Source organism: Niveispirillum sp. CC-CTL257 (genome assembly GCF_059489915.1).
In genome coordinates this window covers 3,126,554-3,148,698 of the sequence record NZ_JCAJXE010000001.1, presented here as the reverse complement: position 1 = coordinate 3,148,698, position 22,145 = coordinate 3,126,554, and the positions used below count along the sequence as shown (strand labels likewise).

The following is a 22,145-nucleotide window of genomic DNA, read 5'->3' as shown; positions in this document are numbered from 1 at the left end:
CCGCCTACTACTGGCTGGCCCACATGATGCGGGCGATCCAGGACACGTCCGCCATGGCCAGCGACCGGTCGGGATGTGCGCGGTTCAGCGAGATGAGTTCAAGCCGGTTGGCCGTCTGCCGCGCCAGCTGCTTGGCCATCACCTCGCCATCGCGGGTGCGGACCACGACCCGGTCGCCCCGGCGGACGGAAGCGGCGGGCGAGATGATGATGATATCGCCGTCGCGATAGACGGGTTCCATGCTGTCGCCCGACACTTCCAGCGCATAGGCATGGTCGTCGGTGACATGCGGAAACTCCAGCTCGTCCCAGCCATTGCCGGCGGGGTAGCCGGCATCGTCGAAATAGCCGTCATTGCCCGCCTGGGCATAGCCGATGACCGGCACACGGCGCAGAGCAGCAGTACTGGCCGCCGGCGCGTCGCCGGGACCCACCCCCTCACCCGTCAGCCCCACGAAATCGGTGAAGCTGCTGGCCGTGGCTTCCAGCACCTTGGCGATGCTTTCCGTGGAGGGCCAGCGCAGCTTGCCATCCGGCGTCATGCGCTTGGATTTGTTGAAGGTGGTCGGATCCAAACCGCCGCGCTTGGCAAGTCCGGAGGCGGAGAGGCCATGTCGCTGCGCCAGCCGGTCGATGGCCCGCCATATGTCTGCATGCTTGAGCATGGGAGTCTTATCCCAGAAACGCCCAACCCTGTCCCTAGGATAATTTTCACTTATCTCTTGACATAGGAATTATCGCATGTCGTTTTAAGGTAAATATTCCTTTATGAGCCTGGAAGGTTCCCGACATGACGGCACAGCCCCTTTCCCGCAGCCCCGGCCCCCGTCCCCGCGCCGCCCGGATGCCCCCGCCCCTGCCCACCGTGGCATTCGACAGTGCGGAGGACGCGTGGTTCTGGTTCATCCAGGCCAATGAGGCGCGGCAGGCCGGCGCACGGGTGCGGGCCGGTCAGGGGCTGGTGAACCGCCCGTGCGAACCGCTGGATATGCTGCGCATCCTGGATCTGCTGTACCGCAAGCGCCGGCTGCTGCGGGACCATCTGCTGGTCTTGGCCCATTATGGCCGTCGACAGTTCGCGCCCGATCCGCAATGCCGGCGGGAAATGCGCGATCACACTGTCTGGTGCGAGGCCTTTGCCATCCTGGCCCCCGTGCTGCGCGACAAGGGCATCGTGGCATGAAGGGGCCGGCCCTGCTGGTTTTCTGCCACGAGACGGAGATCGTCTGGCTGCGCTGGCTGCGGCCCGGCTTCCGGCATGTCTTCGTGGCGCTACCAGCCCCCGGCGGCTGGATCACCGTCGATCCGCTATCGACCCTGCTGGAGGTGGAATACCATCCGCTGCCGCCCGATACCGATCTGGCGGCCTGGTTCCGCACACGCGGGCACCGCGTCCTGGAAAGCCCCCGCCATCCCCCCCTGCCCACGCAATGGCCCTTCACGCCCCTGACCTGCGTGTCGGTGGCCAAGCGCCTGTTGGGCATCCGCGCCCCGCTGGTCGTCACGCCCTGGCAGCTTTACCGCCATCTGGGCGGCGATCCCCCCATTCCCCGGAAAACCAGGAAGGAGCCTTCGATCTTGGCCCGTCTCGTCTCCGCCCCCAAACCGCGCGCCGTCGCGGCCGCGGCCTCCGCCACAACGCCAGCAGCTGCGACGGCTGCGGCCAGTCCCGCCGCCGTCACTGCAACCGCCGCCACTGCAGACGGTCCCACGCCGGGCGAACAAAGCCTGCTGCGCCGGGCCACGGGCCGTGCCGGCACCGTCCTGACGGGCTGGCGCGGCGTGCTGTCCCCCGGTGCCCTGGCCCCCGCCCGCAAGACCCTGCTGGGGGAATAAGCCATGGACAGTCCGTTGCCCCAAACCACCAACCCTCCCCAGGCCGACCCACAGGCGGCCCATCTGCTGGACCGGCATGCCCGTGCCGCCGCGCGCCGTGCCGCCTGGGAACCGCTCTGGCGGGAATGTTATGAGCATGCCCTGCCGCAGCATGCAGGTTTCGACAGCGGGGCCAGCCCCGGTGGGCGGCGCGGCGACCGTCTTTATGACGCCACCGCCGCCGATGCCGTGGATCAGCTGGCGGCCTCGCTGCTGGCACAGTTGACACCACCCTGGTCGCGCTGGATGGGGCTGGTCCCCGGTCCGGCCCTGGGCACCGATCTGGCCACTGCCCTGGCCCCCTTGCTGCTGGAAGCGTCAGAGGCGTTTCATGCGCAGATCGACCGCTCCAACTTTACCGTGGAGGCGCATCAGGCATTTCTTGACGTCGTGACGGGTGGCACCGGCTGTCTGCTGGTGGAAGAGGCTGCCCCCGGTGCCCCGTCGGCCCTGCGCTTCACCGCCGTGCCTCTGTCCGATCTCGTGTTGGAGGAGGGGGAGGAGGGACGGCTGGACCAGCTTTACCGCCGCCAGCGCCTGACGCTCACCGAACTGGCCGCCCGCGTCGCCGTGGAGCGCATCCCCGATGCGGTCAAGCGCGACGGGGCCGGCGACCCTACCCGCCGCTTTGCCATCATTGAGGCGGTGATGGCCGACGGTGCCGGCTGGCGTTGGCGCATCGTGCTGGAGGAGGGCGATCCGGTGCTGCTGGCCGATGGCCGCTTTGCGGACATGCCCTTCATCGCCTTCCGTTGGCTGAAGGCACCGGGCGAAACCTATGGCCGCAGCCCCGTGATGAAGGCCCTGCCCGATATCAAGACCGCCAACAAGGTGGTCGAACTCGTCCTGAAGAACGCCTCCATCGCCGTCACCGGCATCTGGCAGGCGGACCAATTATATTTTCCGGTATATTCGCGCTCTTTCCAGAAAGAAGCCATCCTATTGAATTAGCGTGGTTTTCGGCGCGAGAATTGGGCCGTGGGCAACGTGGGTAAACGACGGAATAATCCGCTTCCTGCTTACGTGGTGCTTACGGGCTGCTTCCATGAGGGTGGGTGTAATGCCGAAGATCACGAAGAAGCTGGTTGATGCCCTGGAGCCGGGGGAGCGGGACGTTTTCGCCTGGGACAGCGAATTACCGGGCTTCGGTCTGCGCGTCACTCCAGGCGGTTCCCGGACCTATCTGGTTCAGTACCGGGCCGGTGGCCGGTCCCGGCGGATGACCATTGCCCGGCATGGCGTCATGACCGCCGAAGAGGCCCGCAAGGAAGCCAGGAACATCCTGGCCGACGTGGCGCGGGGCCTGGACCCGGCGGAGAAGCGGGCAGAACAACGCCGTGACCTGACGGTTGCCGAACTGTGTGACCTGTATGTCGCCGAAGGTATGACCACGAAGAAGCCTTCTACCATTTCCACAGACAAGGGCCGGATCGAGCGACATATCAAGCCGCTGCTGGGCAAACGGCAACTGCGCTCCATCACGCGGGCGGACATTGAACGGATGCAGGCAGACATTGCCGCCGGCCGGACGAAGGCGGACATCAAGGGCGGGTTCAAGTCCCGCTCCATCGTCACCGGTGGCCGGGGCGTGGCCACCCGGACCCTGGGTCTGTTGTCAGGGATATTCCAGTTTGCGGTGAACCGCTCGCTTCGCCCTGATAATCCGGTGCGGGGGGTGAAACGCTATGCCGACAAGAAGATGGAACGCTTTCTGTCACCTGCGGAGATGGCGCGGCTGGGCAAGGCCCTGGCCGACTTACTGGACGACGGCGCCAACGCGCCGCCGGTGGGCGTTATCAGGCTGTTGATCCTCACCGGATGCCGACGCGGTGAGATCACGGGATTGCGGTGGGAATGGGTGGATTGGGATCGATCCTGCATCCGCTTCCCGGACTCCAAGACCGGGGCAAAGGTGGTGCCTTTGGGGGCGCCCGCGCTGGAGTTGCTGGCAGAGATGAAGCCGGATCGGGCGGCCGGGCCTGTGTTCCCTGGACGTGGGCGGGATGGCACCACCACGGCCGTTTATCAGGCGTGGGAGAAGGCTCGGGAGCGGGCGGAACTGCCAGGTGTCCGCATCCATGATCTTCGCCACAGCTTCGCCAGCGTGGGCGCGGCGGGTGGCGACAGCTTGGTCGTGATCGGGGCGCTGTTGGGCCACCGGGACACGGGCACGACGGCGCGCTATGCGCACCTAGCCGATGATCCCTTAAAGGCGGCGGCCAACAGGATCGCAAGTAATATTGCGGCGGCACTTAAAGGTACATCCGCAATAAAAGAGGGAAAATTCTAGGTACTAGCAGACCCTGAATTTCTAGACTAACAAGTCCAGACAATTGGCGCCATTAACTGATAGGTCTGGCGCGATTAACAATTTCGCTCAGGAATTTTTCATAACGCCCATCAAACAACAGTGGGACATAAAACTTAGGAATCTTCAACTGTAGGGCAATTGCATAATCATTGGTCTCGCCGGCATCGCGCTCTGCCTTGAGCTTTTGCCTTAAAATCTCGGGACACAAGCACGACAGCGCCATCCACACAGTAAGATATTCAGCTACCGTCTGGGGGAGCGGGTCCGGGTCATTTAACTGAAGCTCAAAAAGTTGCTGCTCAAATATACTTGCAGCAGATGTCTTCTGTTCATCGGTGTCAAAGAGATGCATCATCTCTTTGACAACTACAATCCGCTCCCAACAATAGTTGAGGCCTCTTGCAACAACAACGACGTTGCAACCAAACTGCTTAACATAATGATGTTCAGTATTTTGAGCTGACAAAAAATAGCCCCGGACACGACTAGTATCCAGGGCTGACCTACACACACTGATGCCACTTTGGCCTGTTAGCTCAAGAACCTTATCGCGGATGGTGTTACGCGAGATCGGGACAGGCAGCTCTTGGCAGAAATCATACAGATCGACAAAAGGCATAGCTCACTTCTGGATTCAGTCTTCGAAGGAATCCAAAAGTTCATAATCCCCAGCTGCAATCTGCGCAAGAGATTTGTTGATTTCCTCGGCCATTTGCTCCGGAGAAGTGTCCCTGTTGGTGCCGGGAAACATCTTGAAGTTGCTTACATTCAGCCGAGAAGCGTCGAAAAGCGTGTGCTTTGCGAGCTCCATTTCAGTAGCCATCAGACCCTCCTATGTTACGCTTTCTGATAAGTCGTCGCGCCCCAGATCAGGTCGCAAACGACCTCCGATCTTGAGGGGCGCAGCGAAACAAACTGATACGCTGTTCCATTGCCTGCTCCCTTGGTCCGAAGACAAGAACCCATCGCGTCGGGCTTCAGCCGACGTCGCACGTGATAAATGGCATGAGGTTAGGCAAGGTGTCAATGGTTGCCACAAAAAAGTCTTGACATGTGACCTACACGCACACAGCGGGGCTATATCCTGTGGATAATCGCCAACTTGGCACCAAATGCATGCCCATAGGGAGCTTGACAAAGCGGGAACAATTCAAGAACATTGTTCTTGTCAACGCTAGAAGTGTACGAAGCCCGCCCGGCCTTGTCGTGGCGGGCTTTTGCTTATCGAAACAATGCGGAGTTATCCGCTATAAAATTGGAGAGAGCAGTCTCAATAATCTGAAGCAATCGTTGATACTGGTCACCCATCTTGATGGTTTCCAGATGCTGTTCGAAAATCTTGAAGTCCCTAAAGGGATTCTCCGTAGGTCCCTTCACTCCGCCAACAATGTATGCATTTTTAGTTTCGTTCTCGAAGCACCAAATATTGATTAAGTTCGGAGGATTATTACCTGCTGTGGCATAAGGGGCGACAAGAAATTTCGGAAATTCTCCATTGAGTACATTTTGATTAATCGGCAAAAAGAATTGACTACGGAGATGAAACAGAAATTCGGTGCCGCTTGCAGGCATTTGTTTCAGATCAAGAATGGTCTGATTGTTCATTTACTTCCTCTTTCGGCTAGGCGTCTCATTTTCTCGACATGTTGGACCGAATACGATCAGGAACCTTTCTTCAGCCGGACGCCTGGACCTTCGCCGTTCTCTTGGATGAAGATCACGCCGGCCGTTTCAAGGGCGGTTTTCATTGCAGCCACGGTGTTTTCTTTCACCCGTTCGCCACGCTTAAACCGGGCAATGGTGTCCATTGAGACGCCAGCGGCGGCAACGAGGTCACGAACGCCCCACCTGACCGCTGCAAGTGCCATATCTAGCTGAATAGGCGTCATTTCGGAGCATTGCTACGATTGTTGTTGCAGGGATGTTTGAACCTGAATATCGTAGCAACGCTCAGACTTTGATGCAAGCGGCCGGTGGGAGGCTCGTACCCCTCCCGCCGGCCTAACCACAACCGACCTTTCGAGGAGGCGCGGCATGGCTACTGCCGTCCATAGCACGACTTTGCCCGGATCGCCCATTGTCCACCTGCTGAACCAGGCCAGCAGGGCGGATATCGAGGCGGCCATAGAAGCCCTTATCGCTCGCCTGGACAGTCTGGACGGTGACCCGGACCTTGAACCAGAAACGGACTGCTGTGATGCCCATGATGATACCGGCACCAGCAGCACCCGTTCCCGGCTGCTGGGTGATGATGGGCGGCCGGGGGATGCCGACGATACCGAAGATGATAACGAAGACATGTGCCCGGCGGGTGACCATGGTGGCCGGTTGACGCCCCGTACCTATCGCCCACCGATTCGCATCCTGGCACGGCCGGACCAGCCGGAAGGCAATGGCCAATGGGTGATGGTCACCCGGACGGGTGAGGTGGTGTCATGCTGACCCGCCGCACGGCCCTAACCGCCACCGCCGCTATGGTGGCATCCGCTGCCGGGGCCAGTGCCGCGCTGGTGCCTCCGGCTGCATCAGCGACCACCCACCCTGATGCCACCCTGTTACAACTCGGGAACCTATTTGAAGCCGAGTGGGCAAAAGAGCGGGAACTATGGGCCGCAGCCAAGCTCCACCCGTGGCCAGACCCCGCCGGCACCCCCATTGGTGAACAAGCGGAAGCCCAATTCGAACGCACAAGCGAACTTGTGGATCGTATCGCGGTCATGCCGGCCCTTACCCTGGAGGGGTTGCACATCAAAGCGCGGGCGCTTGCGTGGTGTCACGGTGGCGATTCTCCGGACCAAATGCTTACCTCCAGCTTTTCGGATACCCGCCTGTTGGGGAGCATAATTCGGGACGTGGCTGGGGCGTCAGCCGCATCTTTGTGCATGTTAATCGGCAAGCGCGGGTAAGCGCGGGAAAAGGGTGGAAAAGATAAGGTACGCTCGTAACCTTTTGGCCCTTGCGACCGAATTGGTACAAGCGTACCTTAATGGCTATGACCAGAGGACAAGCCATGTTGCCATTCGACTTCGACCAGCCGCAGTTCACGACGAAGGAGATGCTGGAATGCGTTCCAGGACTGAACCCTGAAACGTATAAGCAGTGGAACAAGCGGGGCGAACTCCTGCTGACGACAACCGATGAGATGGGGCCGGGCAAGCGTGTGCAGCATACGGGGGCGGATGTCATCCAGGTCGCCGCGCGGTATGTCCTGATTCCCCATGGGCAGTTTATCGCGAAGTTTCGTTTCATCTGGGATGTGATCAACGGGCGCATCATAGCAAGGAAGTCGGGCACGATCGTTTTTGATCCGGGGCCGATTTCAGTGCTGTTCTTCCTGCACCCGGTTTCGGGTGACTTGCATATGAATGCCTTCGATGAGTCGGAGGGTGTGAACTTCTCGGCACTGGCCGACCCCGCCGTTCCGACATTGCAGTTGATGTTCGGCATTGACCGCTTCATCGACCGCATGGTCGAGCAGATGCAGCACGTCAAAGCGGGAACCAAGTCGAAATCACCGCCGACCGCACGCCAGCCCCTGCCTCGGGAGTTTGACTACGACGATGAGGGCAATGTTGTGCTTGCTGGCCTGACACAATCCGAAAGCGTTCGATACGTCAATATGCGCGAGCTGTTGGAGAATAGGCACCAGTTCTCTGACGAAGCAGAGGAAAATGCCTTCCATGCCGAATGCCGCCCGCTGGACAGGAAACATGCGCTCGCAGTTGCCAGGAAGATAAGTAATAAGGCAGATGAGAATAAAGAAAATGATGACATGAGGCGATGGAATAAAGACAGCAATGGCAACTTCATACTTGTTGGTCTGACCAAGAATGAAACGGAAGAATATCAAGATTATTTCATAAAGGACTTCGCAGATAATATTGCAAATTACATGATTTGGGAAGACTTGGGCGAAAAGGATGCTGCCCGTGACCGGTATCTTGAATTGAACGAGAAACATGAGAACGAGCGCCGCCGGTTGATAGGAGAAGATTTCAAGAAGAGGACTGCCGAAGAAGACAGCCGGAAGCCGAAAAACGACGGCAAGAAAAGTGCCTGGAGTTTCTGGAGGTAGAATGAACCAACAGAACGCACTGTAAAAATCCACAAGTCACCGCAATAGTTGCGAGATTTTCTCGCCACACCTGAGCTTTGTCTAAAGGAGAGACTTAAGATGCTCATGAATGATGATGAGAAGCTGAAGAGTTTACGGCCAGAGCTACGGAAGCCGCGCTTGCGCAGGTGGGAAGCCAGCGAGTATCTGGCCCTCACCCACGGGATCAGCTATGCCCCCGCCACGCTGGCGAAGATGGCCAGCATAGGGGGTGGGCCGATCTATCAAAAAGCCAACAACACCCCGCTCTATGCGCGGGACGAGTTGGACGCTTGGGCCTTGGCCCGGTTGGGCAAGCCGCGCCGCTCGACCAGCGACGAAGGGTAAGAGGCGGGACGCGATGGGTGCCCTGTCCTCCACCGTCACCACCAAGCTGGCCAAGATGCTGCCCCTGCTGGCGTCGGATCAGGATGGGGAGGTCGTGGCCACCGCCGCCGCCATTGGCCGGGTGCTGGCCGGTGCCGGTGCATCCTGGCATGACGTTGCCGCCCTACTGTCGCCGATGCCGCCGGCCAAGCCGGTTCCCAGCAACCGCGAGCGCCGCTCAACCGCCTTCAGCTTCGCTCACCTGGAGCTGGAGGGGGTCTATTTTCGTATCCTCACCATGAAGCAGGGGACGAAATGGACCGCCCACGAACGGCGCCTACTGGCCGAAGTTGAAGAACAGTTGCTGCAACAGCCACCCGTGCCGTTGTCCCGTTTCCAGGCGGAGATTTTGACCGGCATGTGGCGTGACCAGTGGGGTGTTTCATCGTGAGCCATCAGGCGTTGGGACTGGTCTACAGTCATTCCCGGTCCCGGAACGGTGCCCGGCTGGTGCTGCTGGCACTTGCCTACCATGCCAATGAACGGATGGAAGCGTGGCCAAGCATCGAAACGCTTCGCATGAAGGCCGGGCTTGACCATGGCCGCAGCGTCACCCGCTGTTTGCGTGAGCTGCAAAGCATGGGGGAGATTGTGCAGGCGGGCACGGAACGGGCCGGTGTCACGAAGTACCGGTTGATCCTGGGCACCCCTGACACACAGGTCACCCCAACGGACGCGCAAGCCCTGACCTGTAGGTCACCTGACCTGGGTGTCACCCCTGACCTGGGTGTCACCCCTACCCCTGACACACAGGTCACCCCCTACCCCTCACCCCCTGACACCCAGGTCACCACCCCCCTGACCTGTGGGTCACCCGAACCTACAGTGAAAGAAAATAAGGTTGGTAAAGCGCGAAAGCGCGCAACCCCGATCCCTGATGGCTGGGTTCTGTCACCGACTGATCGTCAGTACGCCGAAACCCGGTTTCGAAATTGGCAGGCACGGACAGGCCTGTCGCCGCCAGAGCTGGAAACGGAGGCCGAGAAGTTCGGCGATTACCATGCGGCCAAGGGGAGCCGTCATGCCGACTGGTCAGCGGCTTGGCGGAACTGGGTCCGAACGGCCATGGAAATCAAGGAAGACAGGGCCGCGAAGCCCCTTCGTCGGGTTGATAGCCCGTCACCCAAACGGCAATCCCAGCGGCCGCAAGCCCATGACCTGATACCGGAGGTCGTTACCTGATGAACCCCACACCCACCGACCTGTTCACCCTCCCCGCCGTCCAGGCACTGGCGGCCAGGAACAGCAGCCGGGAAACCGAAGAGCTGGTTTTGGCGGCCGCGCTGAACCTGCCCCAAGGGTACGCACTTACGGTCGGCCGTTGTGACGCGAACGACTTCTTCGACGGCACCCACGCGGCGTTGTTCACAGAGATTGCCGACCGCCGGACCCAAGGAAGGGCCGTTGACGGGGCGCTGTTGCGGGAGATGGCGGAGAGGATGGAGGCGGAAGGCCAGACGGGGGCACGGGTGCTGTTGGCGCATCTGTCGGCCACGCTGGTGCTGCCCGCCAATATCCCCGGCTATGCTGAAGAGCTGCGCACCCTTGCCCGCCGGCGTCGGCTGATGGAGGTGGGGTTGACGGCGATACAGCTCGCAGACCGGGCGGAGAATATCGACGACGTGGTGTCCGCCACCATCGCCGAAGTCGAACGTCTGGTGAGCGATGGCAAGGCCCGGAACCGTTCGGACGTGCTGCGCCAAGTGGTCGGCAGCCTGGAGCGGCCGGGCGCCATCTTCTCCACCGGTCTGCCGTCGCTGGATAGGGCCATGGGTGGGGGGCTGGAGGTTGGGCGCGTCTATGCCATCGCCGGCCGGGGCAAGGCTGGCAAATCCATGCTGGCGGGAACGATCAGTCACAACCTGAACCGGCGTGGTGTGAAGCACGCCTATGCTGCCCTGGAGATGGGGGCGGCGGAGATTGAGACGCGGAAGATCGCCCATGACCTGGGTACAAACAGCCTTGCCCTGCGCGGGCAGGTGGGCACCGCGCTGCTGGGCAGGGTTGGCACCTATGCCGCAGAGGCCCCCGACAACATGATCTATATCGACATGCCGGGCGGCACGGTGCAGCAGCTCCGCGCCGAAGTGATGGCGGCACGGCATCGTCACCGCTGCACCGGTGTCATCGTGGATTACTGGCAACTGATCGGTGGCCGGGATCGGGCAATGTCAGAGGAAGAGCATCTTCGCCGCGTCGCGGAATGGCTGGCGGCGGCGGCCAAGCGGCTGGGCATCTGGGTGCTGGTTCTGGCACAGCTTGCCGATGACGGCGAAGCCACAGCCGTCAGCCGCACCGGGCTTAGCCGGAACGCCGACCAGCTCTATTTTATCAGGGGGGAGGCCGACAGCCCTTGCCGGTGGCTGGAAATGAAGCTCAGCCGGTTCACACCCGTGGCCGATGTTGGCGGGCCTGATTTGCCCGCTTTCCGCATCGAGGGGCCGGGCCCGTTCTTCCGGGACTTGGTGGCAGCCTGAAGGGCTGCCCTAGACGAATAGGAAGCCCTCGGGCCGGGCAGCCTCATAGACCGAACCGGTATCCTCAGTGGCCAGGATGCGCCCCACGGCCATGGCGGCGGCCACCGCGCCATCAATGCGACCGCGGGCCTTTTCCTTGGTGAACTTCTCGTTCTCTGCCGCGTCCTTCTCCGCCACCACGTTGCCGAAGCACATACGCAGGATCGGGTTATCGCCGTGGCGGAACTCCCCGCCAAGGATGGCCCGCTTCAGCTCCCGCACGGGGGCGGCCATGCTGGCAAAGCCCTGGCCGAAGGTGGCCACGGGGATTTCCTCCCGCTGCAACGCCGTGGTGACGGCTGTGCTGTTCCAACGGTCGATGGCGACTTCCTGAACGGCGTAGCGTTCCGCCAGCTCCACGATATGGGCAATCACCGCGTCGTAATCGATCCGGTTGCCGTCTGTGACCTTCAGAAAGCCGGCATCCCGCCAGCGCAGATAATCCGCTTGGTCACGATCCGCCTTCCGCGCCAAGGCCGCTTCAGGCAGGAAGAAGGTGGCAATCACGTCATAGGTGCGGGTGTCGCCATCGCCAGAGGGGAAAACAGCGGCCACGGCCGTCAGATCCTCCACGCTGGAAAGGTCCACCCCGACCCAGCAGGGAAGGCCGATCAGGTCTTCAGGATCTGTCATCTCGGCGGCTTGGTCATAGGTGGTCAGGTCCATCCATGGGTTGGATGCGCCTTCCTGCCATTGGTTCAGGTGGAAGCGGCGGAAGTCGGCAATCTCCGCCGGGAAATGCTCGATGCGGCGGGCCTTGATCCGCAATTCCTCCAGGCTGCAAAAGCCGGCGGCGATGGCCGGGTTTGCCGCGTGCCAGGCGGTTTCGTCCCGCCAGTTCGCCTCTGGATCGGCGGCGAAGATGATGGGGGCAAAGCTGGGATCGTTCACCTCACCGCGTGCCACGGCCAGGGAATAGGACCAGAGGTCGAAGGCAAGCCCGCCCTGTCCCTCGCCAGCCGTGGAAATGACGATGGTGAGCGGTTGTTCCCGCTTCACCATGCTGTCGGTCACCACCTTGAACAGCTTCCGACCCTCCAACAGCGGCCAGGAATGCACTTCATCGGCCAGGAAGAAGGAGGCGTTCATGCCGTGCTTGGAGTAGGCCTCGGACGATATGGCCTTCAGGATGGAGCTGGTTTTCGTGTGGTTCAGAACCTTCCGGCTTTCGATGGGGGAGACGCGCTGCAACAAGGCGTCATCCTGCTTCACCATCTCCCATGAATGCTTGAAGGCGATGCCGGCGTTTTCCCGGTCGGCCGCTGCCTGGATCACCTGGCCACCCGCTTCCGCCTCTGGACCCATGAAATGGGCAAGCGCAAGGGCCGACGCCAGCGTCGTCTTAGCGTTGCCACGGGGAATCCAGATGCAGGCCATACGCACCAGCCGGCGGCCATCATCCGTGGCAGGGCCATAGATGCGGCGGACCAAGGCCCGTTGGAAATCGTGGAGATGGAAAGGGCGGCCAGCGAAGCGGCCTTCCCAGAGACGCAGCCTGTTGACGAAACGGCACACCCGGTCGGCACGGCCGGTCGGGTCTTCATACAATGCCGGATCAGGCGAGAAGGTCGGAATCCCAGCCATCGCCATTTTCCTTGCTCTTGGGCTTGTCAGGGGTGCCCCGACGATGGGGCGTCAAGCCTAGCTCCGCAGCCAACAGGCGGGATTCCCGCATGGCGGCGAACATCATCTTCGATGCCTGCATCCCTTCCTTGGTCAGGGTGCCGAACATATCACGGGCCTTGACGGTGACTTCCTGAAGCTCCCGCACCACGCTGAAGGCGAGGCAATAGCTTTCCAAGGTGGCCATGGTGTCGGGTGCCAGCAGGTTCCGGGAGTGCAGTTCGGGGGCCACCCGGTTCCATTCCCGTTGGGCGTGAACCGGCATCCAGTCGGGTGCCATCGGGCATCGGCCCTGTGCGGCTCCGCCTTCGATCACTTCCAGCTTCGGTTTGCGGCCTTTCATCGTAACCCCCTGAAAAACCCCAATTTCGACGTGAGTGCGCGCAAGATTACCCATACGGTCCCACCCCTTGGCGGGCAAAACTCTTCACCCCCTACCCCCTCGCGGCACCTGATCGCGCATGGTCCGGGCGGAGTGATGGGGGTGGCACATCGGGCGGCAGTTGCTGGGGTCCAACCGACGCCCGCCCTCTCGAAGCGACTTGATATGGTCCACGTCGGTGGCCGGCTGGCCGCATCCGGGGATGCAGCAGACCGGGTTTGCCTTCAGGAAGGCAGCACGGAAGCGACGCCAGTCATTGTCATAGCCCCTGGCACGGGCATTCGGGCGCTTCAGGTCCGCCTCTCGCCTCCAGGCATCGGCACAGACTGGGCAACGGGGGCCGGTGTAGGCCGGGTGCCCTCGGGGGCAGTGCTTGGGGGGTGCCATGGGCATGTTGCTATCCCTTCACCCGCATTTCGATCCGCACCAGCTCACCCCTGACATAGATGGGGCCGACCGCTTCGACGTTGCGTTGACTGCCACGCACCAACAGCTTGTCGCCGATCTTGGGTAGGCGCGGATCACCAGATGCCGCCAGACCCGAACCGCCCGGCCATTTGGCCCGCTCAATATTCGTTGGCGAGATGATGGCCAGCATTTCGGTTTGGTAGATGCCTGTTACCAATTGGTCGGCCACGTATCCGCGCACGAAGGCCAGACACTCCACTTCCGCCCATGAGTTGGGGGAGGAACCATACTGTCGGCGCAAAACCACCTTCTCCCCAGTCAGGGCAAGGGCGCGGTCCAAGGTGGCAACCTCTGGCGTCATCGCACGGCAACCCGAACGGTCAACAGGCTGTTGGCATAGGTGCCAGTCGTCACGATCCGGGCGCGGAGCCGATCCCCAAGCACGCCGTCAATGATGGTGTCATCGGCAAGGGTGCCGTCGCTGGGGATGATGGGGGCCGACCTTGGCGTCAAGCCGGAGACGTTCACCACCTTCACGCCGCCGGTTGTGGTGAAGGCGAGGCAGGCGATATCCACCCAGGTGGCGCCATTGTCCAACGAGGTGGCGATATATACCTTGGCCGTGGTCCCGCCTGATCCATAAGCGAACCTCGCTTGGATGGTCACAGCCGACATGCCGGCCAGGTCTGATATCGGGGCCTGTGTCTCGTTGACCGCCGTAGTAATCGCCCGATCAGCAAGGGCGTAGGTGCCAGGGTTCAGCATGTTGTCTATCCGAAGGAGGGTTGGCGGTAAGCGGACAGCATCCCCTGCACGTCCAGTGGCAGGGATGTGCCCTCGCTGAAGCCACCAACCCAGTAGGTGGTAGAGCCGATGCCATCCACGGTTTCGGCCCTGACCAGAGGGTCACGCGCGCGGCTGAACCATCCCGCTTTCACCAGCAGGATGGTTGCCCGTTCCACGTCATCAGGAAGGGTCCGGCCGGGTTGCCCTGGCAGCACATAACCGGCCTCATACTCCACCACGATCTTACCGGGTGGCCATGGGCACCGGATATCCGAAGCGGTGAGGCGATACAGCAGGCCCGCCCCGTTCTCCGCCTCGTAATCGGACGTCGCCAGCGTTGAACCTGCCTGGACAATGGAAAGCAAAGCACCCACCGGCCAGCGCGACAGCAACAGGCTGTCGGTGGCGGTGGACAGGCGGAACGTCTCCCGAATGGTTTCGGTGGCGAACACGCGGTTGCACCAGCGACGCACCGCGCCGCTGGCTTGGTCAATCAGCGTCAGAAGGAACGCATCATCGGCCCCGGTGGTCAGGCCCAGTTCATTCTTGATTGCCGCCAAGGTGGTCAGTCGCTGGCTTTCCGCCGGGGTGATGATGGTCAGCATTCCGACCTTCCGATCAGGTGGGCGGGTTGGCTGTGGGGGCGCTGTTGGGATGGCCCAGCAAGGCGACGGCCGCCACGAAGGCATTGCCGCTGTTGCCGGCCGGCGTGACGGTGAGGCGCACGTAACGCTTGCCACCGGCATAGCCCAGCTTCCGGGTTTCGTTGTCATCGGCGAACGTGAAGCTTGCCAGCGCCTCGGTGCCGATCAGCAGGTCATCCGGGACCGCCCCCGCATCGGACATGTCCGACGCATTGCCATGCTCCAGCAGGGTGGTGAAGGTGGCGTCGGCATCGGCCAGCGCCCCGGTGAGGATCACGAAGGTCAGGCTGTTGAAGCCAAGCGTATCGATCACCTGCGACACGAACGGCGTGTTGTCGGTGACGGCCGCCGCCGGGGAAATGGCCCGGACGGGATGGATATTGTTCATCAGGTCGCGCATGGGATGCTTCCTTAGCTCGCGGACACGATCAGCTTGCGGATGGCCTCGGACTTCCGCACCCCGGCGGCCACCCGGCGGCGGGCATGGAACCGGGCCTTACCCTTGGTCCGCTGGGTCAGGTCATCACGGAGGATGGAGAAGCCCACCCGGTCGAAGACGCGGAAGCCCTGGCGGAAGTCACCGAAGACGATGGGAACGGCACCACCGGCCACGTCGGGCAGGTCCGGCAGTTCGATGACGGGGCGACCCAGGATGGTGGTGGTCGGGGAGCCAGCGATACCGGTCATGGACAGCAGATATTCGCCCGTCGTGGTCTTCAGCTTGCGACAGGCCCCCAGTGTCGTGCTGTTCATCCCCCAGACCGCGTTTGCCCGGTAGGGCGTGGGCAGGGCGTGATAGGCATCAATCAGGCTGTCAGCGGTAATCAGCGAGGCATGGCCGCTGATCACGGTGGGGATGCTGGTATCCGACATAAAGCCCATGGGGCGCTTCACGCCGTTGCCGTTCACAAAGGCCTGACCCTCGGCATAGCCGAACTCTTCTGCCAGATCGGCGGACAGTTCGGCGAAGATGTTGACGGCCGCATCCTCCAGCGTGGAGAAGCTGACATCCACATAGGCCGTCAGTTCCTTCACGTCATAGGTCGACTTGCCGTAGCGGCTGCCCGTGTCGGTATCGTCGCGGTCCTCCAACTCCTCCACCCAGGTTGCGGTGGGGCGGCCGATCCGCTTGGGCAGTTCCACCGCGCCGCGCGCCGTGCTGCGCACCGTGGCGTACTGGCGGATGGGGGAGAACAGCACGACGTTCTTGTCGATTTCGGCGATGAACTCAGCCGGTGCCAGATAGCCAGCCGAAGGGTCTTCAGCCGTGCGCAGCGTCTTGACCTCGGTAAACTCCATGCCGGTGGGGCCGAACCGGAGATAATTCTCGAAGGCCTTGGCCTCCACCCCATCGGCCGCCTTGGTCTCCGGTGCCGCAGCACCTGGCCGGCGAAGCATGGTTTCGATGCGGTCCACGCCCTTGGCGGCGGCGGCACTGTTGCCCTCCACCACCTTCAGGCGCTTGTCCAGATCGGCGATACCGGTTTCCAGCTTGCCGACACGCTCTTCGACGGTCGGGGTGCCGCCGCCGGCTTCATTCTCTTCCATGGGTGCGCTCTCTCTCGATGATGCCGCAGCGGCGGCGGGGAAGCTCTTGACGCTGGTGATTCGGGCACCCGGTGCGGCGGGCACGCTGACCAGACTGATTTCCAGCAGGTCGATTTCCTCCAGGCGGCGGATACCGCCGGGCATTGCCGTGGCGCGGATGGCGCGATAGCCGATGGACAGGCCCGTGATGGCTTTGGATTTGGCCAGCGCATAGGCGCGGTCGCCGTCTGCCGTTCCCAGGGCCAGCCGGCCAGAGACGCGCAAGCCTTCCGACGTTTCAGTCATCTGCAGCCATGTGCCGGCCACAGCCTTGGGATCGTGATTGACCAGCATGGCCGGCATGGCATCGGCTGCCTTGTGTTCGGCCAGGGTGCGGGCAAAGGCTCCCGGTGCCACGATATCGCGCACCCGATCCGGGGTGCCGCCGATAGGCGACGCGATGCCCTCAATCAGCCCAGCCTCACCAGCATCATGGGCGAACTTCAGTTCAAGCCGTTCCATCGGTGCCGCTCCCATCGGTGGTGTTGGCGGCGGCCGGGGCCGGTGCGGTATTGACCGGGCGCATGAAGGTTTCACCGCCGGCATAGGCGGGGCGGTTCTCCATGGCGCGGGCTTCGTTCGGGTTCAGCACACCGGCATTGATGGCCCGGCTATAAGCCTCGAACCGCTTGGCGATTTCGGCGCGGGTCAGGTCATCGATCAGGAACTCGAAATAGTATTCGTCCCGCTCTTCCGGGGTCAGCAGCGTGATGGCGGCGGCATCGCAGAAGGCCCGCAGGATGGGCATCATGCAGTAGGTTAGGAACTGCTGGCCAAGCGTCTCCGCGTTGGCGTGCGTGACCCGTTCCAAGTCGTTCAGCAGCGATAGCGGCACCCGCCAGTAGCGGGAAACTTCCGCCACCTGCATCCGCCGCATTTCCAGCGTCTGGCTGTCGGTGGAAGAAAGCTGGAGTTGCTCGAACTCCATGCCATCTTCCAAAATCATCGTCCGACCGGAATTGGCCGTGCCCGTGTACCAAGCGCTGAAGCTGTTGCGTAGACGTGCAAGAACGTCGTCACCGACCTTCTTTGTGTGCTTCAGCAAGCCGCTGGGCTTTGCACCCCGACCGAACAAGCCCGCGCAATGCGACTCCAGGGTCAGCGCAAGCCCGATTGCCTCCCTGGCCAGCGTCACGGGGCTGTCGCCGTGGGTGACGTCCAACCCGATGCCCCGGATATGCAGAATCTCATCACGCCCATAGTCGCGGGTGCCGTCGCCGGTGGTGACGGCATAGATGGGGGCGAGCGTCGTGGGGTGCTGGCGGACTGAAACACGTCTCGGGTCCAGGGGGATCAGCTCCACCACCTGGCCAGCGCGGTTGCGGTTGGCGAAAGCGTAGGCGTTGCCATGGGTGGCCAAATGCGTGGCCAGGATCAGACGGAACTCACTGGCCGGTATCCAATCGTTGGCAGCCTTGGTGACCAGCGGATAGGCGGGATGGTCGGTTGCCCGAATGCGGTCATCACCTTGCCGCCGGTACAGGTGCCACGGGATTTGCTGGACGGTTTCGGCAATGGCCTTCACGCAGCCATAGACGGTGCTGCATCGCATGGCGGATTCAGCAGATACGGACACACCGGCGGCAGTCGGCAACGGATTGCCGGTCAGCACCTCGTATCCATCACCGCTCTTCCGTTCCGACGCCAATAGCGCCTTGATCCTACCCAGCATCCGCTTGCCCTCACGGGAATAACGGATCAGACTGTTCAGAACGAAATAAGAACTTCAACAGCGCACATGCTTCAGGCCGAAACCAATTTTCCTTGAATTGTCTGGTATTTACTGGCGTTGGATGGGGCCTACTTTGTCCGGCTTCGGTCTGTCCGGTGCTTACATGGTGCTTACGCGGCGGTGTCGCTGTCGCCTAACCACATGGAAAGCAAGGGCAATGCCAAATTGTCTCTAGCATCTGGCAGGCGGATGATGACGGGGTGTTGAACCCCGGTGCCATCCGGCTGGTGCCCGGCACCATCATTCCCAAGGCGGTGGGATCGGCAGGGCTGACGCCTCTGGCCAGCCCGGGCCGATTCGATGTCAGCCAGTTGGTGCTGGATGATCTGCGGGCCCGCATCCGCCATGCCCTGCTGGCCGACCGTCTGGCCCCTGTCACAGGCCCGCGCATGACGGCGACGGAGGTGCTGGAACGGGGGGCGGAGGTGGCACGGCTGTTGGGTGCCACTTTCGGGCGGCTGCAATCGGAACTGCTGGTGCCGCTGGTCCGGCGCTGTCTGTCCATCCTGCGCCGCCGGGGTCTGGTGCCCGATATCGCCGCCGACGGGCGGCAGGTGCAGATCCACATCCTGTCGCCGCTGGCCCGCGCCCAGGCGCAGCGCGATGCCGAGGCGACCTTGCGCTGGCTGGAAACCGTATCCAGCCTGGGTCCGGATGCCCTGTCGGTCGTCGACCTGCCAGCCTGCGCCCGGTTCCTGGCCGATGCGGCGGGGGTGCCGCCCGTGCTGATCCGGTCGCTGCCGGTAGTGGAGGCGACGGATGGCTGATCCCGGCTGGCCCTGGACAGGCATTGATCCTGATCCCGCGCCGGAGACGGAGGATCGGCTGGCCGCCGCCTGCGCCCGGCTGTTCGCCAGTGCCGACGGGCATCTGCTGCTGTCGCACCTGACCCGCACCACCCTGACCACCAGCCCTGGCCCCGACGTGACGGAGGCGCGTCTGCGCTATCTGGAGGGTCAGCGGGCCCTTGTCCTCACCCTGCGCACCCTTGCCGCGCGCGGCGGCCTGTCCCCACTGCCCGCACTCGCCTGACCCACCTATAAGGAACCCATCATGGACATAACCCAGACCACCGAAACTCCCGCCCGTCCTGACCATGTGCCCGTGAAATTCTGGGACCCGGACGCGGGCGCCATCCGCGTCGATGCCCTGCTGAAATCCTATCAGGAACTGGAGCACAAATTGTCCAGCCCGCCCGACCCGGCGGCGGAGAAGGCCAAGGCCCTGTCGCTGCTGGGCGTGCCGGCCAGTGCCGATGAATATTGCATCCGCTGTGACCATGGCCTGTTCGAACCGGATACGGCGATCAATGCCCGCCTGCATGGCGCCGGTTACACGCCCGAACAGGCACAGCTTCTCTATGATCTGGCCGCCGAAAAGCTGTTGCCGCTGTTGCAGGAGATGGCGGAGGGCTATCAGGCGGAGGCGGAGTTGGAAAAGCTGATTGGCCATTTCGGGGGCGAGGAGAAATGGCGCGACCTGTCGGGCCAGATGCTGGCCTGGGGACAGCGCAACCTGCCGGCTCCGCTTCTGTCAGCCCTGTCGGGCACGGCGGATGGGGTGATGGCGCTGCACCGGCTGATGGCCGATGGCGGCGGGGAGCCCAAGGTGCTGCGCCCCGGCGCGGGCGAGGGCGGTGGCGACGGGCCGGGCGACCTGAACCGCATGATCGCCGACCCCCGCTACTGGCGCGACCGCGACCCCAGCTTCATCGCCAAGGTGACCGAGGGCTTCCGTCGCGCCTATGGCGGGTAATTTGAGCAGTTTCCGGTTGGCCGGAAACAGCACCGGCGCTTGAGGAACTGAAAAGCTAGCTTTTCCAGGGATCGTAGGTTCCCAGGTGCCAGAGATGGCCTTCCGGGTCGCGCAGGGTGAAGGCGCGCGACCCGTAGGGCGTGTCAATGATCCCGCCTTCCAGCGCCTTTTCCCCCGCCGCCCCGGCACGGGCATAGGCGGCATCGATATCGGTGATGATGAAACAGTTCAGCGCAGCGCCCGCCCCGTCGGGGCCGGGGGCGCGGAACCCGTAAATATCCTCCCGGTCGCTGCCCAGCATCACCATGCCCTGGCCCAGCACCAGCTGGGCATGGGTGATGCCGCCATCCTCGCCCGGCACCACAAGCTGTTCAGCAAAGCCCAGAACCCGGACCAGCCAGGCGATGGCGGCGGGCGCGTCGCGATAGCGCAGACAGGGCGTGACCTGCCCGTTACGGTCCTGTTCCGACATGGCTTTGCCCCCGCTGCTATCCTTATGACCTTCCGTTACGTCAACATAATCTGCCCCCGCTTGCCACCCCCCTCTTTCGCTCCGATATCTTTTCCTATATGCACCCGTTGTGATTCCGCAGCCTGCATGGTGGCGGGGCTGGGTGAAGCTTGGTTTTTCGGAGGAAGTACGGTGAAGGCGCTGAAGCCCCTGTTCATGTCCGGTAAGGAAGTGCTGCCCCTGGTCGAAGGTGGGAAAGGCATCGCCGTATCGAATGGGCAAAGTGCGGGGGCCTGGGCCGCCGCCGGCGGCATCGGCACCTTCTCCGGCGTCAATGCCGATACCTATGACGAAGATGGCAACCCGGTCACGCAGGTCTATCACACCCGCACCCGCCGCGAACGCCACCATGAACTGATCGCCTATGGCATCAAGGGCGGCGTCACCCAGGCCCGTATCGCGCATGAAATATCGAACGGCAATGGCCGTCTGCATGTGAATGTGCTGTGGGAAATGGGCGGGGCTGAGGAGATTCTGGAAGGCATCCTGGAAGGGGCCAAGGGTCTGGTCCATGGCGTGACCTGCGGGGCGGGCATGCCTTATCGCGTGGCGGAAATCGCCGTGCGCCACGGCGTGCATTACTATCCCATCGTCAGCTCGGCCCGCGCCTTCCGCGCCCTGTGGCTGCGCGCCTATAACAAGTTCCCCAGCAATCTGGGCGGCGTGGTCTATGAGGACCCGTGGCTGGCCGGTGGCCATAACGGCCTGTCCAACAGCGAGGACCCGCAGAAGCCGGAAGATCCCTATCCCCGCGTCGCGGCCCTGCGCCAGATGATGAACAGTTTCGGCCTGACCGAGACTCCCATCGTCATGGCGGGCGGTGTCTGGTGGCTGGAGGAATGGGATCACTGGCTGGACAATCCCGAAATCGGCCCGATCGCGTTCCAGTTCGGCACGCGCCCGCTGCTGACCAAGGAAAGCCCGATTTCGGACGCCTGGAAGCAGAAGCTTCTCACCCTGAAGGCGGGTGATGTTTATCTGAACAAATTCTCCCCCACGGGATTTTACTCGTCCGCCGTGCGCAACCCGTTCCTGGAGGATCTGCGCCTGCGGTCCGAACGGCAGGTGGCCTTTGCAACGGAGCCGGTGGGCGAGCTGACGGTGGAATTCGCCATCGGCCCGCGTGGTCGCCCCGTCTATCTGACCGCCGCCGACAAGGCGCATGCCGAAGGCTGGGTGGCAGAGGGCTATACCCAGGCGCTGAAGACCCCGGACACGACCCTGGTCTTCGTGACGCCCGACAATGCCCGCACCATCCTGAAGGATCAGGTGGATTGCATGGGCTGCCTGTCGGCCTGCGCCTTCTCCAACTGGTCACAGAATGAGGAAGGCACCACGGGCCGCCGCGCCGATCCGCGTTCCTTCTGCATCCAGAAGACCTTGCAGAACATCAGCCATTCGGATGATTGCGAGCATCAGCTGATGTTCGCCGGCCACAATGCCTATCGCTTCGCCCAGGACCCCTGGTACGCCAATGGCTTTGTACCCACGGTGAAGGAACTGGTGGACCGCATTCTCACGGGCAAGTAATCGGAA

General features: G+C 62.4%; 28 protein-coding genes and 1 pseudogene. 14 read left to right on the top strand and 15 right to left on the bottom strand.

Annotated elements, in window-relative coordinates; genetic code table 11:
- Positions 1-7 precede the first annotated feature (7 nt).
- Positions 8-664 (bottom strand): S24 family peptidase, encoded by a 657-nt coding sequence (locus tag ABC729_RS14850; RefSeq protein ID WP_495608323.1) that lies wholly within the window; start codon positions 662-664, stop codon positions 8-10.
- 125 nt (positions 665-789) lie between these two features.
- Here ABC729_RS14850 and ABC729_RS14845 point away from each other — a divergent pair, with 125 nt between their 5' ends.
- The 4 genes from ABC729_RS14845 to ABC729_RS14830 all read left to right on the top strand — a co-directional run bounded on the left by ABC729_RS14845 (position 790) and on the right by ABC729_RS14830 (position 4,164).
- The gene (locus ABC729_RS14845) at positions 790-1,182 is read left to right on the top strand and encodes a hypothetical protein (protein WP_495608322.1); all 393 of its coding nucleotides are present in this window, start codon (positions 790-792) and stop codon (positions 1,180-1,182) included.
- Positions 1,179-1,835 (top strand): hypothetical protein, encoded by a 657-nt coding sequence (locus ABC729_RS14840; protein ID WP_495608321.1) that lies wholly within the window; start codon positions 1,179-1,181, stop codon positions 1,833-1,835. The genes ABC729_RS14845 and ABC729_RS14840 overlap by 4 nt, the downstream gene beginning before the upstream one ends.
- A 3-nt stretch (positions 1,836-1,838) precedes the next feature.
- Positions 1,839-2,825 carry a portal protein gene (locus ABC729_RS14835; RefSeq protein WP_495608320.1) on the top strand — a complete coding sequence of 329 codons (987 nt, stop codon included), beginning with the start codon at positions 1,839-1,841 and terminating at the stop codon, positions 2,823-2,825.
- A gap of 109 nt (positions 2,826-2,934) precedes the next feature.
- Complete coding sequence (locus tag ABC729_RS14830; protein WP_495608319.1) at positions 2,935-4,164, top strand: tyrosine-type recombinase/integrase; 1,230 nt, start codon at positions 2,935-2,937, stop codon at positions 4,162-4,164.
- 52 nt (positions 4,165-4,216) lie between these two features.
- Here the strand turns inward: ABC729_RS14830 and ABC729_RS14825 are convergent, their stop codons facing one another.
- The 4 genes from ABC729_RS14825 to ABC729_RS14810 all read right to left on the bottom strand — a co-directional run bounded on the left by ABC729_RS14825 (position 4,217) and on the right by ABC729_RS14810 (position 6,074).
- Entirely contained in the window at positions 4,217-4,804 is a 588-nt protein-coding gene (locus tag ABC729_RS14825; protein WP_495608318.1) for a hypothetical protein, read from the bottom strand.
- Between the two features lie 15 nt (positions 4,805-4,819).
- On the bottom strand, positions 4,820-5,008 hold the full coding sequence (locus ABC729_RS14820; RefSeq protein ID WP_495608317.1) for a hypothetical protein: 189 nt from the start codon (positions 5,006-5,008) through the stop codon (positions 4,820-4,822).
- Between the two features lie 398 nt (positions 5,009-5,406).
- Positions 5,407-5,790, bottom strand: a complete 384-nt coding sequence (locus ABC729_RS14815) for a hypothetical protein (RefSeq protein WP_495608316.1) — start codon at positions 5,788-5,790, stop codon at positions 5,407-5,409.
- A 56-nt stretch (positions 5,791-5,846) separates the two neighbouring features.
- Positions 5,847-6,074, bottom strand: a complete 228-nt coding sequence (locus ABC729_RS14810; RefSeq protein ID WP_495608315.1) for a transcriptional regulator — start codon at positions 6,072-6,074, stop codon at positions 5,847-5,849.
- 145 nt (positions 6,075-6,219) lie between these two features.
- On the opposite strand from ABC729_RS14810, the gene ABC729_RS14805 reads away from it, so the two are divergent.
- The 6 genes from ABC729_RS14805 (at position 6,220) to ABC729_RS14780 (ending at position 11,142) form a co-directional block, all read left to right on the top strand.
- Positions 6,220-6,627: a hypothetical protein gene (locus ABC729_RS14805; RefSeq protein WP_495608314.1), complete on the top strand. Its 408-nt coding sequence runs from the start codon at positions 6,220-6,222 to the stop codon at positions 6,625-6,627.
- 568 nt (positions 6,628-7,195) lie between these two features.
- Entirely contained in the window at positions 7,196-8,260 is a 1,065-nt protein-coding gene (locus ABC729_RS14800; RefSeq protein ID WP_495608313.1) for a hypothetical protein, read from the top strand.
- Positions 8,261-8,359: 99 nt separating this feature from the next.
- Positions 8,360-8,626, top strand: a complete 267-nt coding sequence (locus tag ABC729_RS14795) for a helix-turn-helix transcriptional regulator (RefSeq protein ID WP_495608312.1) — start codon at positions 8,360-8,362, stop codon at positions 8,624-8,626.
- 13 nt (positions 8,627-8,639) lie between these two features.
- Positions 8,640-9,056, top strand: coding sequence for a hypothetical protein (locus tag ABC729_RS14790; RefSeq protein ID WP_495608311.1), 417 nt, complete (start codon positions 8,640-8,642; stop codon positions 9,054-9,056).
- Positions 9,053-9,847: a hypothetical protein gene (locus ABC729_RS14785; protein ID WP_495608310.1), complete on the top strand. Its 795-nt coding sequence runs from the start codon at positions 9,053-9,055 to the stop codon at positions 9,845-9,847. The genes ABC729_RS14790 and ABC729_RS14785 overlap by 4 nt, the downstream gene beginning before the upstream one ends.
- Positions 9,847-11,142: a DnaB-like helicase C-terminal domain-containing protein gene (locus ABC729_RS14780; protein ID WP_495608309.1), complete on the top strand. Its 1,296-nt coding sequence runs from the start codon at positions 9,847-9,849 to the stop codon at positions 11,140-11,142. Before ABC729_RS14785 ends, ABC729_RS14780 begins: the two co-directional genes overlap by 1 nt.
- 9 nt (positions 11,143-11,151) lie before the next feature.
- Here the strand turns inward: ABC729_RS14780 and ABC729_RS14775 are convergent, their stop codons facing one another.
- The 9 genes from ABC729_RS14775 to ABC729_RS14735 all read right to left on the bottom strand — a co-directional run bounded on the left by ABC729_RS14775 (position 11,152) and on the right by ABC729_RS14735 (position 18,283).
- On the bottom strand, positions 11,152-12,765 hold the full coding sequence (locus tag ABC729_RS14775) for a terminase large subunit (protein ID WP_495608308.1): 1,614 nt from the start codon (positions 12,763-12,765) through the stop codon (positions 11,152-11,154).
- Positions 12,737-13,147, bottom strand: a complete 411-nt coding sequence (locus tag ABC729_RS14770) for a P27 family phage terminase small subunit (RefSeq protein WP_495608307.1) — start codon at positions 13,145-13,147, stop codon at positions 12,737-12,739. Before ABC729_RS14770 ends, ABC729_RS14775 begins: the two co-directional genes overlap by 29 nt.
- Before the next feature lie 84 nt (positions 13,148-13,231).
- The gene (locus ABC729_RS14765) at positions 13,232-13,573 is read right to left on the bottom strand and encodes an HNH endonuclease signature motif containing protein (protein WP_495608689.1); all 342 of its coding nucleotides are present in this window, start codon (positions 13,571-13,573) and stop codon (positions 13,232-13,234) included.
- Between the two features lie 10 nt (positions 13,574-13,583).
- Positions 13,584-13,955 (bottom strand): hypothetical protein, encoded by a 372-nt coding sequence (locus tag ABC729_RS14760; RefSeq protein ID WP_495608306.1) that lies wholly within the window; start codon positions 13,953-13,955, stop codon positions 13,584-13,586.
- Positions 13,952-14,359, bottom strand: a complete 408-nt coding sequence (locus ABC729_RS14755; protein ID WP_495608305.1) for a hypothetical protein — start codon at positions 14,357-14,359, stop codon at positions 13,952-13,954. Before ABC729_RS14755 ends, ABC729_RS14760 begins: the two co-directional genes overlap by 4 nt.
- A gap of 5 nt (positions 14,360-14,364) precedes the next feature.
- Positions 14,365-14,985, bottom strand: coding sequence for a head-tail connector protein (locus ABC729_RS14750; RefSeq protein WP_495608304.1), 621 nt, complete (start codon positions 14,983-14,985; stop codon positions 14,365-14,367).
- A gap of 13 nt (positions 14,986-14,998) precedes the next feature.
- Positions 14,999-15,424, bottom strand: coding sequence for a hypothetical protein (locus tag ABC729_RS14745; RefSeq protein ID WP_495608303.1), 426 nt, complete (start codon positions 15,422-15,424; stop codon positions 14,999-15,001).
- Positions 15,425-15,435: 11 nt separating this feature from the next.
- On the bottom strand, positions 15,436-17,073 hold the full coding sequence (locus ABC729_RS14740; RefSeq protein ID WP_495608302.1) for a phage major capsid protein: 1,638 nt from the start codon (positions 17,071-17,073) through the stop codon (positions 15,436-15,438).
- Positions 17,060-18,283: a phage portal protein gene (locus ABC729_RS14735; RefSeq protein ID WP_495608301.1), complete on the bottom strand. Its 1,224-nt coding sequence runs from the start codon at positions 18,281-18,283 to the stop codon at positions 17,060-17,062. Before ABC729_RS14735 ends, ABC729_RS14740 begins: the two co-directional genes overlap by 14 nt.
- 227 nt (positions 18,284-18,510) lie before the next feature.
- On the opposite strand from ABC729_RS14735, the pseudogene ABC729_RS14730 reads away from it, so the two are divergent.
- The 3 genes and pseudogenes from ABC729_RS14730 to ABC729_RS14720 all read left to right on the top strand — a co-directional run.
- Positions 18,511-19,110: pseudogene (locus ABC729_RS14730) on the top strand (portal protein); the annotation flags it as partial.
- Positions 19,103-19,375: a Bbp19 family protein gene (locus ABC729_RS14725; RefSeq protein ID WP_495608300.1), complete on the top strand. Its 273-nt coding sequence runs from the start codon at positions 19,103-19,105 to the stop codon at positions 19,373-19,375. The pseudogene ABC729_RS14730 and the gene ABC729_RS14725, both read left to right, overlap by 8 nt.
- A gap of 21 nt (positions 19,376-19,396) precedes the next feature.
- Entirely contained in the window at positions 19,397-20,098 is a 702-nt protein-coding gene (locus tag ABC729_RS14720; protein ID WP_495608299.1) for a capsid assembly protein, read from the top strand.
- A gap of 55 nt (positions 20,099-20,153) precedes the next feature.
- Here ABC729_RS14720 and ABC729_RS14715 read toward each other — a convergent pair whose 3' ends face one another.
- Positions 20,154-20,570: a VOC family protein gene (locus ABC729_RS14715; protein ID WP_495608298.1), complete on the bottom strand. Its 417-nt coding sequence runs from the start codon at positions 20,568-20,570 to the stop codon at positions 20,154-20,156.
- Between the two features lie 171 nt (positions 20,571-20,741).
- On the opposite strand from ABC729_RS14715, the gene ABC729_RS14710 reads away from it, so the two are divergent.
- Positions 20,742-22,139: an NAD(P)H-dependent flavin oxidoreductase gene (locus tag ABC729_RS14710; protein ID WP_495608297.1), complete on the top strand. Its 1,398-nt coding sequence runs from the start codon at positions 20,742-20,744 to the stop codon at positions 22,137-22,139.
- Positions 22,140-22,145 lie beyond the last annotated feature (6 nt).